14 protein-coding genes are annotated in these 14,680 nt (G+C 71.5%); 2 read left to right on the top strand and 12 right to left on the bottom strand.

Going from position 1 to position 14,680, the window contains the following annotated elements; all coding sequences use genetic code 11:
- Nucleotide 1: 1 nt before the first annotated feature.
- From nuoE to V1457_RS09480, 9 genes are all read right to left on the bottom strand, one after another.
- Nucleotides 2-769 (bottom strand): NADH-quinone oxidoreductase subunit NuoE, encoded by a 768-nt coding sequence (gene nuoE, locus V1457_RS09520; RefSeq protein ID WP_200068957.1) that lies wholly within the window; start codon nt 767-769, stop codon nt 2-4.
- Nucleotides 766-2,109, bottom strand: a complete 1,344-nt coding sequence (locus tag V1457_RS09515) for an NADH-quinone oxidoreductase subunit D (protein ID WP_200068956.1) — start codon at nt 2,107-2,109, stop codon at nt 766-768. The genes nuoE and V1457_RS09515 overlap by 4 nt, the downstream gene beginning before the upstream one ends.
- Nucleotides 2,110-2,143: 34 nt before the next feature.
- Nucleotides 2,144-2,923: an NADH-quinone oxidoreductase subunit C gene (locus tag V1457_RS09510; protein ID WP_338602577.1), complete on the bottom strand. Its 780-nt coding sequence runs from the start codon at nt 2,921-2,923 to the stop codon at nt 2,144-2,146.
- Between the two features lie 3 nt (nt 2,924-2,926).
- The gene (locus V1457_RS09505) at nt 2,927-3,607 is read right to left on the bottom strand and encodes an NADH-quinone oxidoreductase subunit B family protein (RefSeq protein WP_200068954.1); all 681 of its coding nucleotides are present in this window, start codon (nt 3,605-3,607) and stop codon (nt 2,927-2,929) included.
- A gap of 64 nt (nt 3,608-3,671) precedes the next feature.
- A complete protein-coding gene (locus V1457_RS09500; protein WP_338602572.1) occupies nt 3,672-4,061 on the bottom strand; it encodes an NADH-quinone oxidoreductase subunit A in 390 nt (129 codons plus the stop codon).
- A 158-nt stretch (nt 4,062-4,219) separates the two neighbouring features.
- Complete coding sequence (locus V1457_RS09495; RefSeq protein ID WP_295140207.1) at nt 4,220-5,518, bottom strand: geranylgeranyl reductase family protein; 1,299 nt, start codon at nt 5,516-5,518, stop codon at nt 4,220-4,222.
- A gap of 357 nt (nt 5,519-5,875) precedes the next feature.
- On the bottom strand, nt 5,876-6,181 hold the full coding sequence (locus V1457_RS09490; RefSeq protein WP_338602567.1) for a hypothetical protein: 306 nt from the start codon (nt 6,179-6,181) through the stop codon (nt 5,876-5,878).
- Complete coding sequence (locus tag V1457_RS09485; RefSeq protein WP_338602564.1) at nt 6,168-7,571, bottom strand: acyclic terpene utilization AtuA family protein; 1,404 nt, start codon at nt 7,569-7,571, stop codon at nt 6,168-6,170. Before V1457_RS09485 ends, V1457_RS09490 begins: the two co-directional genes overlap by 14 nt.
- A 26-nt stretch (nt 7,572-7,597) precedes the next feature.
- Nucleotides 7,598-8,869 (bottom strand): citrate:proton symporter, encoded by a 1,272-nt coding sequence (locus tag V1457_RS09480; RefSeq protein WP_338602561.1) that lies wholly within the window; start codon nt 8,867-8,869, stop codon nt 7,598-7,600.
- An 85-nt stretch (nt 8,870-8,954) separates the two neighbouring features.
- On the opposite strand from V1457_RS09480, the gene V1457_RS09475 reads away from it, so the two are divergent.
- Complete coding sequence (locus V1457_RS09475) at nt 8,955-9,872, top strand: LysR family transcriptional regulator (protein WP_200068948.1); 918 nt, start codon at nt 8,955-8,957, stop codon at nt 9,870-9,872.
- 41 nt (nt 9,873-9,913) lie between these two features.
- Here the strand turns inward: V1457_RS09475 and V1457_RS09470 are convergent, their stop codons facing one another.
- The gene (locus V1457_RS09470) at nt 9,914-10,609 is read right to left on the bottom strand and encodes a demethylmenaquinone methyltransferase (protein WP_200068947.1); all 696 of its coding nucleotides are present in this window, start codon (nt 10,607-10,609) and stop codon (nt 9,914-9,916) included.
- A gap of 26 nt (nt 10,610-10,635) precedes the next feature.
- Nucleotides 10,636-11,766: a glycosyltransferase family 1 protein gene (locus V1457_RS09465; protein WP_338602556.1), complete on the bottom strand. Its 1,131-nt coding sequence runs from the start codon at nt 11,764-11,766 to the stop codon at nt 10,636-10,638.
- A 220-nt stretch (nt 11,767-11,986) separates the two neighbouring features.
- On the opposite strand from V1457_RS09465, the gene V1457_RS09460 reads away from it, so the two are divergent.
- Complete coding sequence (locus tag V1457_RS09460; protein WP_200068946.1) at nt 11,987-12,847, top strand: inositol monophosphatase; 861 nt, start codon at nt 11,987-11,989, stop codon at nt 12,845-12,847.
- Between the two features lie 807 nt (nt 12,848-13,654).
- Here the strand turns inward: V1457_RS09460 and paaC are convergent.
- Nucleotides 13,655-14,614 carry a 1,2-phenylacetyl-CoA epoxidase subunit PaaC gene (gene paaC, locus V1457_RS09455; RefSeq protein WP_338602551.1) on the bottom strand — a complete coding sequence of 320 codons (960 nt, stop codon included), beginning with the start codon at nt 14,612-14,614 and terminating at the stop codon, nt 13,655-13,657.
- Between the last annotated feature and the right edge of the window lie 66 nt (nt 14,615-14,680).

Here is a 14,680-nt window from a genome sequence, read left to right as displayed (position 1 = left end):
GTCACTCCTTCTCCGGCAGCGGCGGGATCGGTGCGTCGTCCGGCATCGCGGGGGAGGTCCATCCGCGCTGCTCGGCCATCCCGGCGCCGCGCAGCGTCTCCGGCGCGGCCGACGGTCCGTCCACTGTGTCGCCGAGGCGAGCGCCCGGCCGGTCGAAGAACCCGGCGAGCTGGCGCTCGGTGGTGCGGAAGTCGGTCAGCGGGGCGCCGCGCGTGGGCGCCGGCTTCTCCCCGCGCTGCAACGCTTTCACCAGTTCCAGCGCGGATTCCGGCTGCTGCTTGTCGTAGTACTCGTAATCGACCTGCAGCACCGGGGCGAGGTCGCAGGCCGCGAGGCATTCCGCGTGCTCCAACGTCAGCGAGCCCTCTTCGCCCGGTGTGCCCGCGGTTTCGTCGTGCCCGACGCCCAAGTGCTCGGAGAGTCCCTTGTAGATCTCGTCGCCGCCGAGCGCCGCGCACAACGTGTTCGTGCAAACGCTGACGATGTGCCGCCCGCACGGCGTGCGCTTGTACATCGTGTAGAAGGTGGCGACCGCGCTGACCTCCGCGGCCGACAGCGCGAGCTGCTCGGCGCAGAACTCGATGCCGTCGTTGCTGACGTGGCCCTGCACCGACTGCACCAGGTGCAGCATCGGCAGCAGCGCCGACCGCGACTCCGGGTAGCGCTCGACGATCTTGCGCGCGTCGGCGCGCACGTCCTCGCCGAACACCTGCTCCCGCGGCGGGGAGATCGTGTGCTCGGTGGTGGTGAAATCGAACTGCTCGGTCATCGGTCCACCCCGCCCATCACCGGATCGATCGAGGCGACCGCCGCGATCACGTCCGCTACCAGGCCGCCCTCGGACATCGCCGGGAACGCCTGGAGGTTCACGAAGCTCGGTTCCCGCACGTGCACCCGCATCGGCCGGGTGCCGCCGTCGGAGACCAGGTGGTAGCCGAGCTCGCCGCGCGGCGACTCCACCGGCGAGTACACCTGCCCCGGCGGCACGTCGAAGCCCTCGGTGACCAGCTTGAAGTGGTGGATCAGGGACTCCATGGACTGGCCCATGATCTTGCGGACGTGCTCCAGCGAGTTGCCCATGCCGTCCGGTCCGATGCTCAGCTTCGCGGGCCAGGCGATCTTCGGGTCCTCGACCATGACCGGGCCGGGCTCGAGCTTGTCCAGGCACTGCCGGACGATCTTCAGCGACTGGTGGATCTCCTCCAGCCGCAGCTGGAACCGCGCGAAGCAGTCCCCGTCGGTGCTGGTCGGCACCTCGAACTCGAAGTCCTCGTAGCCGCAGTACGGCTCGATCTTGCGCAGGTCCCACGCGATGCCCGCGGAACGCAGCATCGGGCCGGTCACGCCGAGCTGCAGCGCGCCGTCCAGCGGCAGGTAGCCGACGTCCTGCAGGCGCTGCTTCCAGATCGGCTGGCCGGAGAACAGCTTGTGGTAGTCCGGCAGCCGGGAGTCCATGACCTTGATGAACTCCAGCACCTTCTCCCGGTAGCCCTCCGGCAGGTCCTGGGCGACCCCGCCGGGCCGGATGAAGGCGTGGTTCATCCGCAGCCCGGTGAGGAACTCCAGCAGGTGCAGCACTTCCTCGCGGTCGCGGAAGCCGAAGGTCATGCCGGTGGTGGAACCGAGCTCCATCGCGCCGGTGGCCATGAACACCAGGTGCGAGGAGATCCGGTTCAGCTCCATGAGCATGACCCGGAACGTCTGCGCCCGCGGCGGAGCCTCGATCTCCAGCAGCTTCTCCACGCCGAGGCAGTACGCGGCCTCGTTGTACAGCGGAGCCAGGTAGTCCATCCGCGTCACGAACGTGACGCCCTGGGTCCAGGTGCGGTACTCGGTGTTCTTCTCGATCCCGGTGTGCAGGTAGCCGATCACCGAGCGGGCCTGGGTGACCGTCTCGCCCTCCAGCTCCAGGACCAGGCGCAGCACGCCGTGCGTGGACGGGTGCTGCGGTCCCAGGTTGATGACGACGCGCTCGTCACCGGCCGTCTCGTCCAGGAACTCGTCCCAGTCGCCGCCGGTGACGGTGTAGATCCGGCCCTCGGTGGTCTCCCGCGGCGCGGCGGGATCGGTCGGACCGGTGGTGGGATCGGTCAGTGGTTCGGTGGTCATGTTCAGCACCTCTCCGCGTGCTGCCTACCGGTGATCATGTGTAGGCCCGGCGCTGGTCCGGCGGCGGTATTTCGGCGCCGCCCTTGTACTCCACGGGAATCCCGCCCAGCGGGTAGTCCTTACGCTGCGGGTGCCCGTCCCAGTCGTCCGGCATCAGGATCCGGGTCAGTGCGGGGTGCCCGTCGTAGATCAGGCCGAACATGTCCCACGCTTCCCGCTCCTGGAAATCCGCGGTCGGGTAGACGGAAACGACCGAGGGCAGGTGCGGATCGTCGACGTCCACGGCCACTTCCAGCCGGATGCGGCGGCGGTAGGTCATCGACGTGAGGTGGTAGACCGAGTGCAGCCGCTGCGGCACGTCCGGGCCGTAGTCCACTCCGGACACCGAGCTGCACAGCTCGAACCGCAGGGCTTCGTCGTCGCGCAGCGAGCGGCAGGTTTCCACCAGGTGCTCGCGGTCGATGTAGAAGGTGATCTCCCCGCGGTCCACTGTGGTCTGCTGCACCGCGGACTCGATCCCCTTGTCGCGCAACGAATCCAGCAGCGCGTCCGCGACGTCGTCGAACCATCCGCCGAACGGCCGCTGCGCCTGCTGCGGGACGTGCGCGGGCAGTTGCAGCCCGCCGTAGCCGGAGGTGTCACCGCTGCCCTGCACGCCGAACATGCCCTTGCGGGCGCGTCCGGCCACGACCGGACCCTGCCGGTGCGCGGCGGCGCCTTCACCTTCCCTGGCCGGTTCCAGCCCCTGCCCGGGGCGTTCCGCGCTGGAGCCCTTCTCGCCGGGGTCGGGTGTGGTCCGCTTCGAGTCCGTCATGGCTCACCTGCCCGCCCCGAGCTGCCGCTCGACTTGTTCGCGCTGCGCGCCGGTCTCGACGGCCAGCGCCCCCTCGGAACCCATTTCCTTCTGCTGCGCCCGCTGCTGGCGCTCGGCCCGCTTGCGCTGGGAGCGGTTCTTCGGCGCGTAGCGCTCGGAGGAGGCGACGAGTTCGGTGCGCTCGCCGCTGTCCGCGCGGATCGCGGCGCGCTTGGCGTTGATCGGCTCGTCCATGACCTTGGCGTGCAGCTTCAAGATCGCGTCGAGCAGCATCTCCGGACGCGGCGGGCAGCCCGGCAGGTACATGTCCACCGGCACCACGTGGTCCACGCCCTGCACGACCGCGTAGTTGTTGAACATGCCGCCGGTGGAGGCGCACACGCCCATCGCCAGCACCCAGCGCGGCTCCGGCATCTGGTCGTAGATCTGCCGCAGCACCGGGGCCATCTTGTTGGTCACCCGGCCCGCGACGATCATCAGATCGGCCTGCCGCGGGGTGGCCGAGAAGCGCTCCATGCCGAACCGCGCGACGTCGTAGCGGGACCCGCCGATCGTCATCATCTCGATCGCGCAGCAGGCCAACCCGAAGGTCGCCGGCCACATCGACGTCTTCCGGGTCCAGTTGACGAGCTTTTCGACGTTGGCCAACAGGATGCCGTTGGGCAACTGCTCCTCTAGGCCCATCTCGGCACTTCCTTCCGCTTCGCCATTGAGAACGGTCAGTGCTCGCCCGAGGCCGCGCCGGGCGCTAATTCCAGTCGAGTCCCCCTCGGCGCCACACGTAGGCGTAGGCGAAGCCGACGGTGGCGATGAACAGCACGACCTCGACCACGCCGAACAGGCCGAGGGAGTCCGCGGAGACCGCGAACGGGTAGAGGAAGACCATCTCGATGTCGAACAGGATGAACAGCATCGCCGTGAGGTAGTAGGCGACCGGCATCCGGCCGCCGCCCATCACCGGCTGCGGCGACGGTTCGATCCCGCACTCGTAGGCGTCGAGCTTGGCCTTGTTGTAGCGGCGGGGGCCGACGATCGGGGCGATGGCGACCGAGAACACGGCGAATCCCAGCGCCAGCGCGAACATCAGCACCAGCGGGATGTACGGGTCGAGAACACCCGAAGCACTCGAACCACCCACGGCACTGCCCTCCTTGCGGCCCCCGCCGCGACGAACGTCACGTCTGCGGTTGTCGGTTGCGCACTCTATGCGCTCGCCCGTTTCCGTTTTGCAGTGAGGCGAACCTAACTTTGTGAGTTCTCACACCGTCTGGCGACCATCTGACCAGACGCGGACTCTCAGGCGCTAGGGGTGAGCCGAGTAGTGGCGCTGATCACACGGTCCATCGCGTCGCCGTCGCGTCCGTCGTAGAGATTTGCCAGCAGTTTCAACACGAAACGCATCAACGTGCGGCGCGGCAGACCGTGCTTGGTCGCCATCCGCATCACGGTCGGATTGCCTATCAACTTGCTGAAGATGTTGCCCATCCGGAAGTAGCCGCCCATCGCTTCGGAAACCGCGGCCGGGTACCGGTGCAGCGCGTGCTCCCGCGACGGCCCCGCCGGACGGGCGAACGCCTGCGCCACGCATTCGGCGGCCAGCCGTGCCGACTCCATGGCGTAGGCGATTCCTTCGCCGTTGAACGGGTTGACCATCCCGCCCGCGTCACCGACCAGCAGCAGCCCGTCGCGGTAGTGCGGCTTGCGGTTGAAGCCCATCGGCAGCGCCGCGCCGCCGACCCGGCCGTTGGCGTTCTCGTCCCGGAAACCCCATTCCTCCGGGGTGCCGTCCAGCCACGACTTGAGCAGCTGGCGGTAGTCGGTCTTGCCGTAGGCGCTGGAGGTGGACAGGATGCCCAGCCCCACGTTCACCGTCCCGTCGCCCATCCCGAAGATCCAGCCGTAGCCGGGCAGCAGCTTCGGATCGTCCGGCGCGGAGCGGTCCCACAGCTCCAGGTGCGACTCCATGAAGTCGTCCTTGGTGCGCGGGCTGTCGTAGTAGCGGCGCACCGCCACGCCCATCGGGCGCTGGTCGCTCTTCTCGATGCCCATCGACAGCGCGAGCCGGGCGGAGACGCCGTCGCAACCGACCACGATCGGCGCGCGGTAGGTCACCGGCACCTTCTCGGGGCCGGACTTGGCGGTGACGCCTTCGACGCGGCCGGTGCGCTCGTTGCGCACGGCCCCGGTCACGCTGGTCTGCTGCACCATGCGGGCACCCGCTTGCTGGGCGCCGCGGGCGAGCAGGTCGTCGAAGTCGTTGCGCGGGCGGACCACACCGTAGGGCGGGAATTCCGCCAGCTCCGGCCAGTCCAGTTCGAGCGTGACACCGCCGCCGACGACCCGAAGTCCCCTGTTGTGCAGCCAGCCCGCCTCCTCGCGGGTGTCCACCCCGAGGTCGATGAGCTGCTTGACGCCGCGCGGCGTGATGCCGTCGCCGCAGACCTTCTCGCGGGGGAAGACGCTCTTCTCCAGCAGCAGGACGTCCAGGCCCGACCGGGCCAGGTACGTCGCCGCGGTCGCTCCGGCCGGTCCGGCGCCGACGACGATGACGTCGGCGTCGTCGTTCGGGCCGCGTCGACTGGGGGCGCTGGTCATGACACTCCTTGATCGCCGTGCTCGGTGCGCGCCGCGGCGGGGCCCGGCCCGGGCGGTGACCGGCTCCCGGCCCCGGTCCCGCGGGCCCGCGCTGCTCGGAGCCCGGTGCCCGGTTCGACCGGAGTCCCGTTCGCCGGGCGGCCGCCCGGCCCGCGCCGCCCCACCACGACGCCGGAGAACCCGCTTGTGAACGAGTTCACTATCTCCCCGAGTCTAGGCCGGTCAACGGACTCGATCGACCCCGTTCGGTAGGCCGCTCGGGTGACTGTCATCGCAGGTAGGGCTCGTGATCTGGGGATGCCGTGCGGCGGCTCACCCGGATGCCGCCGCCTGCTGCGGCGGTTCGGCGGGCCGGTCTCAATCCGGCAGCGGCATGGCCAGCAGTCGGTAGCTGAGACTCTTGCCGTGGGTGTCCAGCGCCAGCGAGGTGGTCACGCCGCCGTCCAGAGCCTGGTGGCAAACGAACTGCAAGCCGCACAGCAGCGGCAACTCGTAGCGGACGACCTCGCCGCGCACGTGATCGGCCAGGTGCGCGCGCACCCGCTCGGCGGTGATCTGCCGGACCAACCGGTCGTAGTCGCGGTCGTCGCGCGGGAACAGCGACAGCGTCGAGGTGTCGCCCTTGTCGCCTGCTCGGCAGTGCGCGATCTCATGCAGCAGCATCGCCGGTCTCCAGCACGGTCACCTCGGGCGTCACCACGTCCCGCGGCAGCAGCGCGGAGACGACGCCGAGCACTTCGCGCACCGAGGTGCGCACTCCGCCGCCGCCCGCCGGGCCGTTGGTGTAGAGAGCTTCGACCTCGTGGCAGACCAGCTCGGCGGTCTCCGCGGTCGGCGCCATCGCCGCGATCCGCAGGCGGCAGTCGGCTGCGGCGCCGTCCACCTCCACGGGCCCGGCGGCACCGCCGGCTCCATCGGCACCACCGGCTCGGCCGGCTCCGTCGCCGCCATCGACACCGCCGACGCCACGCACCTCCGCGCGCATCCGCAGGTCAGCGCCGCGCAACCGCTCGGTCACCACGTCCGCCGCCAGCCGCGCGCGGCGTGCCGCGTTCGGACCGGCGTAGCTGATCTCGGCCTCGGCCCGGTGCCCGGCGCGGTAGCCGACGCTGACCTTGAGCCGGTCCGGACGTTCCCGGCCGCGCGCGCCCGCGACCCGCACCCGGTCCGGACCGGCCGGTTCGGCCGTGACGCCGCGGAAGTCCAGCACGACGTCCGGGGTGATGTAGCCGGTCGGGTCGGTGACCTCGTAGAGCAGCTGCTCGCGCACGGTCGCTCGCGAGATCGTCCCGCCGGTGCCCGCGAGTTTGCCGAGCACGGCCGGACCGTCCGCGGCGACGTCGGCGAACGGGAAGCCGAGCTCGGCCGGTCGCGGAACGTCGTTGACCCCCGGGTCGGCGAAGTAGCCGCCGGTGACCTGGCCCGCGCACTCCAGCAGGTGCCCGGTCAGCGTTCCCGCCGCGGCGAGCGCCGGATCGCGCAGGTCCCAGCCGAGGCGGTGCGCGATCGGCGCCAGGAACAGCGACGGATCGGCGACCCGTCCGGTCAGCACCACCGAGGCGCCGGTCCGCAACGCGGGCAGCAGGTCCTCGGCACCGAGGTAGGCGTTCGCCGAGACGACTTCGCCGTGCTCGCCGAGCGGCCTGCCGTCCTCCAGCGCCGGGGCCGACAGATCGATCCGATCCAGCACGTCATCGCCGGTCAGCACGGCCACCCGGCCGGTGAGGCCGTGCTCGCGCAGCAGATCGCGAGCCACCTCGGCCGCGGCCGGAGGGTTCGCCGCGCCCATGTTGCTCACCAGCCGCACCCCGCGCCGCGCCGCCACCGGCAGCAACCTGCGCAGCCGGGCGCGCAGCATCGGGTCGTAGCCGGTGGCCGGGTCGGCGAGCCTGCGCTGCTGGCCGAGCGCGATGGTGCGTTCGGCGAGGCACTCCAGCACCAGGTCGTCGAGCCCGGCGTGCTCGGCCAGCGCCGCCGCGGGCTCGATCCGGTCTCCGGCGAAACCCGCTCCGCTGCCGATCCGCGTCGTCCGGTTCGCAGTCGTCCGGTTCACAGTCGTCCGGTTCACAGTCGTCCGGTTCACAGGGCTCCCGTCAGCAGCGCCACCGCGCTCATCACCAGCGTCGTGCCGAACGCCCACTTGAAGATGAACCGCTGGTGCTCGCCGAGGTCCACGCCGGTCATGCCGAGCAGGATGAACGTGGAGGCGGTCAGCGGGCTCAGCGGGAAACCGGTGGTCATCTGCCCGAGCACCGCGGCCCGGCCGACCGACAGCGGGTCGCCGCCGAGCGCGGCGGTGGTCTCGGCCAGCACCGGCACGACGCCGAAGTAGTAGGCGTCCGGGGTGAACACCAGGCTCAGCGGCATCCCGAGCACGGCGCTGACCACGGGCAGCGCACCGCTCGCCCCGCTCGGCACGACCGCGACCAGCGTCTCGGCCATCGCCCGGATCATGCCGGTGCCGGTGAGCACGCCGGTGAACACGCCCGCTGCGAAGATCATCGTGGTGACCAGCACGACGTTGTGGCCGTGCCGGTTGAACAGCTCGCGCTGGGCGTCCCAGCCCGGCCGGTTGATCAGCAGCGCGAGCAGGAACGCCAGGATGAACAGCACCTCGAGGTCGGCCAGCTGGGTCAGCAGCGCCACGACCAGCAGCAGCGTCAACGCCGCGTTGAGCCGGAAGCGGATGCGCGCCGGGCGGTCGAGCCGGGGCCGGTCCACCTCCGGCGCGGCACCGACGCCGATGCGCCTGCGCTCGGCCCGGCCGATCAGGTAGGCCGCCACCAGCACCCAGGCGATGCCCGCCAGCATCGCGGGCAGCACCGGCAGGAACAGCTCCGCACCGTCGGTGCCCAGCGCGGCCATCGCGCGAGCCGTCGGACCGCCCCACGGGACCATGTTCATCACGCCCGCGCCCAGGCACACGACTCCGGCCAGCACCAGCGGGCGCATCCCGAGCCGCCGGTAGATCGGAAGCAGCGCGGACACGGTTATCAGGAACGTGGAGGCGCCGTCGCCGTCGAGCGCCACCAGCAGCGTGAGCACCGCGGTGCCGACGGTGATCTTGAGCGGGTCGCCGCCCGCCCAGCGCAGGATTCGGGACACCACCGGGTCGAACAGCCCGGCATCGACCATCAGGCTGAAGTACAGCACCGCGAACGTGATCATGATGGCGACCGGGGCGACCGTGCTCAGCCCGTCGGCGACGAGCTCGCCCAGCCGCGGTCCCGCGCCGATCACCACCGCCGCGAGCAGCGGCACCAGGGTCAGCGCCAGCAGCACCGACACCCGCCGGGACAGCACCAGGGCCAGGAATATCCCGATCGTCAGGAAACCGGCAACGGCGAGCATCGGACCTCCGGCGTTGGAGCTGCGAGCACTGTGAGCCGCGGCGCACATCGCGGTCAAACATCGATACCGGATAGATTCATGGCCGATGCGCATGGATCTCACGTTGCAGCAGCTCAGGCTGGTGGTCGCGGTGCACGACGCGGGCGGCTTCACGCTCGCCGCGCAGCGGTTGCACCTCGCCCAGTCCTCGCTGAGCCGGACCGTGCGCGAGGTGGAGCGCAAGCTCGGCGTCGAGCTGTTCCGGCGCACCACCCGCGAGCTGGCGAGCACCCCGGAGGGCGCGGAGTTCTGCGCCGTCGCGCGCCGGATCGTGGGCTCCTTCGACGCCGGGATGAACCACTTCGACGGCTTCCTCGCCGGGGCCCGCGGCCAGGTCCGGATCGCGACGCTGCCGTCGCCGGCTGCGATGCTGCTGCCGCCGGTGATCTCCGCCTACCGCGCGGCGCACCCGCACGTCGACGTCGCCATCGAAGACGCGTTGTCCGGCGAGGTGCTGCGGCGGGTCCGCTCCGGTGCGGTCGATCTCGCGGTGACCGTGCGGCTGGACGGCTCGGAGGACGACCTGGAGGTGTACCCGCTGGCCGCCGACCGGTTCTGCTGCGTTTTCCCGGCGGGGCACCGGTTCGCGGACCGCACTCGGCTGGAGTGGGCCGATCTCGCCGATGAGCCCTGCATCGCGTTCGACACCAGCAGCAGCATCCGCTGGCACACCGACCGCGCCGTGCCGAACGCACGGCCGGCGCTGGAGGCGCGCAACATCGCGGCCGTCGCCGGGCTGGTCGCGGCCGGGCTCGGGGTTTCCGCGGTGCCCGGGCTGGTGCTGCCGCTGATGGAATTCGCCGGGCTCGGCCACCTGCCGCTGTCCGGACCGGAGGTGCACCGGCGCGTCGTGGTCATCCGCGACCCGGCGCGGCCGTTGGCACCGGCGGCCGACGCGTTCCTGCGGACCTTGCGCAGCCCGGCGGGCGAGCTGCCCGCGGAGGCGTCTTGGCAGCTGCGCTGATCATGCTCAGCAGCGCCGCTCCCGGAGCGAACGCGGGCTGCTCAGCCGAGTTCGGGTTTGAACGCGCGGTGCACCGCCACCGCGCCGCCCATCAGGTCGCGCCAAGCGACCTTCGACCAACCGGCGGAGCCGATCTTCGCGGCCAGCGCGGGCTGGTGCGGCCACGCCCGGATCGACTCGGCGAGGTAGACGTAGGCGTCCGGGTTGGACGAGACCGCGCGGGCGATCGGCGGCAACGCGCGCATCACGTAGTTCATGTAGACCGTCCGGAACGGTTCCCAGGTGGGCGTGGAGAACTCGCACACCACGAGCCGCCCGCCGGGGCGCACCACGCGCGCCATCTCACGCAGTCCCGCGACCGTGTCCACCAGGTTGCGCAGCCCGAACGAGATCGTCACCGCGTCGAACGCGGCGTCGGCGAACGGCAGCCGCAGCGCGTCCGCGGCCACCAGCGGCAACCCCCGGTCGCGGCCGACCGAGAGCATCCCGAGCGAGAAGTCGGCCGCCACGCACCACGCGCCGGACTCGGCGAACTCCGCGGTCGAGACGCCGCTGCCCGCGGCCAGGTCGAGCACCCGCTCGCCCGGCTCGGGCGCCAGCGCTTCGCGGGTGACGCGCCGCCAGTGCCGGTCCTGGCCGAACGACAGCACCGTGTTGGTCAGGTCGTAGCGCTTCGCGACGCCGTCGAACATCGCGGCGACCTCGCGAGGGTCCTTGTCCAAACCGGCCCGAGACACGCTCGCAGCCTACGTGCCGCGAGCTCTCACGCGGCCATCCGGTCGTCGCGCGGACGCCCGATGACCTCCGCGTAGTGCTCGATGAGTTCTTCGCACACGGCAGGCCACGTGCGTTGCGCGACGGAATTGCGCGCGGCCGAACCGAACCTCGCACGCAGCAGCGGATCCCGAAGCGCCTGCACCGCATCCCGCAACGCCTGCGCGTGCGCGTCCGGGTCGTGCGGGGGCAGCAGGTAACCGGTGCGTCCGGGCTGCACGAGATCGCGCGGGCCACCGGCGTCCGGTGCGATCGCGGGAACGCCGGAAGCCATCGCCTCCTGCACCGCCTGGCAGAACGTCTCGTACGGGCCGGTGTGCACGAACACGTCCAGGCTCGCGTAGATCCGCGCCAGTTCCTCTCCGGTCTGCAAGCCGAGGAACGCGGCGTCCGGCAACTGCTCGGCGAGGTCTTGGCGCTGCGGCCCGTCGCCGACCACCACGACCCGCACACCCGGCACGTCGTGCAGCGCGGCCAACCTTTCGATGTGCTTCTCCGGCGCGAGCCTGCCCACGTAGCCGACGAGCAGTTCGCCGTTCGGAGCGAGTTCGGCGCGCAACGCCCGATCCCGCTTGCCCGGCGCGAACCGCGCGGTGTCGACGCCGCGGCCCCAGCGGTGCACTCGCGGAATCCCGCGCTCGCGCAAGGCTTCGGCCGCCCAGGTGGACGGCGCCAGCGTGCGGTCCGCGCCGCAGTGCAACCGCCGCGTCCAGCGCCAAGCCGCCCGCGCGGTCAGCCCGAGCCCGTAGGACTCGGCGAATCCGGCGACATCGGTCTGGTAAACCGCGACCGACGGCACACCGAGCTTGCGCGCCGCCGCCAAGCCGCGCGCCCCGACCACGAACGGCGATGCCAGGTGCACGAGGTCCGGGCCGAACTCCTGCATCGCGAGCAGCAACCGGCGGGTCGGGAACCCGATCGGCAGCGACGAGACCACCGGCAGGTCCACGGCGGGCAGCCGGATCACGGGGGTTCCTTCGTGCTCCTCCGGGCCGGCACCCGGGGCGATCACGAGGGCCTGGCCGCCTCGGCGGCGCACGTGCTCGACCACCCGCAACACGGAGTTCGTGACCCCGTTGACCTGCGGCAGAAAGCTTTCCGACACGATGGCGATCCGCACGGTGCACACCGTGGCGAGCCATCCCGGCGCCCAGACGACCGCCACGTGACGGCAGGCCCAACGTCTTCCGAAACTCCTCCCAACACGCAGGCGGCTCTTGATCCCGCAGGTGGTCCTTCGCAGGTGGCGCGGTACCGCCACGGAACGCTCGTCGCGACTCCCATTCACGTCCACCTCCGCGTAGCGCCCCGGTCACCCGCAGCGCGCACGCTGGAGCGGCATGACGGTCTTGCCCTCCCAACCGCGCATCGAACCCGGGCTGTTGTCGCGCGCGCTGGAAGTCGCCGGGCGCCTCGCGAACGATGCGGCGGACGTGATCACCGCGACGGCCGGGCGGGGCGCCAGCCCGGCCGACACCGACTCGCCGTTCGACTGGGTGACCGACACCGGGCGCACCCTGGAACGGCACACCAGGCGCGTGCTCGCCGACGAATTCCCCGGCGTGCCGGTGTTCGGCGAGGAATTCGACTCCACGCCCGACGCGGGCACGACCGTCGCCGAACAGCTCACCGCACGCGGCTCCTCGGCGCGTTACCGCTGGTCGGTGGACCCGGTGGACGGCACAGCGAACTACGTGGCCGGGTTGCCGTGGTGCGCCTACAGCCTGGCGATGCTCGACGAGCACGGGCCGGTGGTGGGCGTGGTCGCCGACCCGTACCGCTCGCAGATCTACGCGGCCGCGCGGGACCGCGGGATGCGGGCGAACGGCAGCCCGGTGCGGTTGGCGGACCGGCAGGACACCCGCGCGGGCATCGTGTGCACCGAGCTCACCCGCAGCGGCCCGTGGCCGGGCATAGACCGGTTCATCAGCAATGCGGCCGCCGCGCAAGTGGGAGTCCGGTTGCTGGGCTCGCCCGCGCTGGCGATCACGCAGGTGGCGCTGGGCCACGCCATGGCCGCGGTGCTGGACGCCTACGAGGAGTGGGACGTGGCCGGTGCGTTGTCGCTGGCCGCGGAGTCCGGTGCCGCCGTGCTGGATCGGCGCGGTGAGCCGTCGCCGCTGCCCGCGGGCGGGCTGCTGGTGGCGGCGCCTGCGGTGGCCGGTGAAGTGCTGGACTGGTGGCGGCAGGCGACCGGCTGATCAGGTTTCCAGCGGACAGGTAGGCGGTGCCCCGGCTCCCGAATCTCAGCGCCCAAGTCCCGCTCGGGTTCCGACCTCTCGGGTCCCGGCGCAGCGGGCTCCGGCGGCATCGGCGCGGCAGGTTCCTGCCGGAGAACCGCGGACATCGGCCGCAGCAGCGGGAACTGGTCGCGCAGCACCGCGACGTCACCGCGCAGGCGGGACAGGTCCGGATCCGCCACCAGCCGCTGAACGATCTCCAACAGCTCCTCGGCGATCGAGCCGAAGCGTTCGGCGGCATCGGCGACCTGCCCGCGGACCCGTCCCCGCACCTGGGCGCCGCGCGCCTGCTCCGGCGGGTTCTCGGCCGCCAAACCGCGCCCCAGCTCGACCAGCGCGGCCACGTTCGGCAGCTCGGCGTCCATCCGCCGGACCACCATGAGCAGTCCCTCGCGGGCGGGCGCGGACGAGACCGAATGCACCGCGCTCGCAGCGCGCGACACGGCTTGCTCACAACGGTCCAGGTCACGCGCCCAACAGTCGTAGCGGGCCGGTCGCACCGGAGCCGGCGCGGACGTGGTCCGGCTGCTGCGCGCGCTCAACAGCCGCAGCAGCGCCGCAGCAAGCGCGCCCGCGACCGCACCGGCCAGCACCGCCGACCACAAAGCGTTCATCACCAGGTGTGCCTTCCGCTTGGCTTCCGCGCACCGATCTCGCCCCTTGCGTCGGTGGCGGACCACGGCGGGGGATCTTCGGCGACACCGCCTCCACAGTGCACCCGGCACGGCCCGGATTTCGTCCGGGAAAGTACTCATTCGTCAACGATGATCAGGACATTTCGACCGGGTCCGCGCGCACCAGGTGCTGCATGTCCGCGAGCACGAACGGCATCGACTCGGTGTGCACCCCGTACCGGCCGCCGCGTTCGGAGAACTCGGCCCGCGCCAAGTCCGGCAACTGGAGCCGGGCCACCGACAACGCCTCGTCCACGGCGGTGGCCACGTCGGTGCGCACCGAATCCGGATGCACCGCCGCACCCGCCTCGGCCAACCTGACCTCCACCGGGTGTGCGGCGAACAACTCCCCGGCGAGCGGCCACAACCGGTGCAGCGCCGCCGGCATCCGCCGCCGGGATTCGCCGTCGCCGAGCAGGATCACCCACTGCGCGGCGTGTTCCCGGTGCCTGCGCAGGTCCTGCCCGCACCGCTGGGCGATGTCGCTGAGCACCGGATCCCGGCTGCTCGCCAGCCGCTCGAAAATCGCGTGCCGCCAGGTGGCGAACAGCAGCAACCTGCCGATCGTGCCGGCGAAATCACCACCCGGCCCCGGCCCGCAGTCGATCTCGGCGAGCCGGACGTTCCGGAACTGACCGCTGTCCCGGTGGTAGGCGAGCCGATCGACGTCCGCACCGGTGAGTTCCGCCGCGCGGGACAGCAGCGTCCGCGCTTGGTCCAGCAGGTCGATCGCGATGCCCGCCAGCGCGGCGCTCTCCTCCAGGTCCGGCCCGCGCACGCCCCAACCGGAAAGCCGGTGCGCCATCAGCAACGCGTCATCGCCGAGCATCAGGCCGTACTGCGCGAGGTCCACGGCGGCGACGCCCGGCGGGACCGAACGGTTCACGATCCGCGACGGCGGTGTCCCCAGCACCCAGCCGCGCTGCTGGTCAGCGCCGGTGTCCCGCTCGGTGGCGTGGCCGCCGGAACCGGCCGGCTGCTGCCTGCCCACCGGCCTGATGCGGGTCCGCTCGATGGGATGTCCCGGTCCGGAGTCGAAGCTCACTGCGTTCATCTCGCTCACCACCTCACGGCGGTGCCGGCGTCGGCGCCCGCGAAAACACCCGCGTCTCGGGATCAC

It is taken from the genome of Saccharopolyspora sp. SCSIO 74807 (assembly GCF_037023755.1).
Taxonomy (GTDB): Bacteria; Actinomycetota; Actinomycetes; order Mycobacteriales; family Pseudonocardiaceae; genus Saccharopolyspora_C; species Saccharopolyspora_C galaxeae.
The sequence above is the reverse complement of the archived record's forward strand: the minus strand, read 5'-3'. Positions and strand labels throughout refer to the sequence as shown.